The organism is Pseudomonas sp. PDM04, from assembly GCF_014851765.1.
Classification (GTDB): domain Bacteria; phylum Pseudomonadota; class Gammaproteobacteria; order Pseudomonadales; family Pseudomonadaceae; genus Aquipseudomonas.
This window is the reverse complement of the sequence record NZ_JACVAI010000023.1, coordinates 1-379: the sequence shown is the minus strand read 5'-3', so window position 1 is coordinate 379 and position 379 is coordinate 1. Positions and strand designations below refer to the sequence as shown.

Below are 379 nucleotides of genomic sequence, written 5' to 3'. Positions count from 1 at the left end.
TCATGACTGGGGTGAAGTCGTAACAAGGTAGCCGTAGGGGAACCTGCGGCTGGATCACCTCCTTAATCGACGACTCAGCTGCTCCATGAGCTCCCACACGAATTGCTTGATTCATTGAAGAAGACGAAAGAAGCAGCCCGAAATTGGGTCTGTAGCTCAGTTGGTTAGAGCGCACCCCTGATAAGGGTGAGGTCGGCAGTTCGAATCTGCCCAGACCCACCAATTTTGTGTGGGAAACGCCTGTAGAAATACGGGGCCATAGCTCAGCTGGGAGAGCGCCTGCCTTGCACGCAGGAGGTCAGCGGTTCGATCCCGCTTGGCTCCACCACTACTGCTTCTGAAGTAAAGCTTAGAAATGAGCATTCCATCGACGTGATGA

Annotated in this window: 2 tRNA genes and 1 rRNA gene; all 3 read left to right on the top strand. The window is 53.6% G+C overall.

Features of this window, described 5'->3' with window-relative positions:
• A 16S ribosomal RNA gene (locus IB249_RS29615) occupies positions 1-65 on the top strand; the annotation flags it as partial.
• Positions 66-145: 80 nt separating this feature from the next.
• A tRNA-Ile gene (locus IB249_RS29610) sits at positions 146-222 on the top strand.
• A gap of 30 nt (positions 223-252) precedes the next feature.
• A tRNA-Ala gene (locus tag IB249_RS29605) sits at positions 253-328 on the top strand.
• Positions 329-379 lie beyond the last annotated feature (51 nt).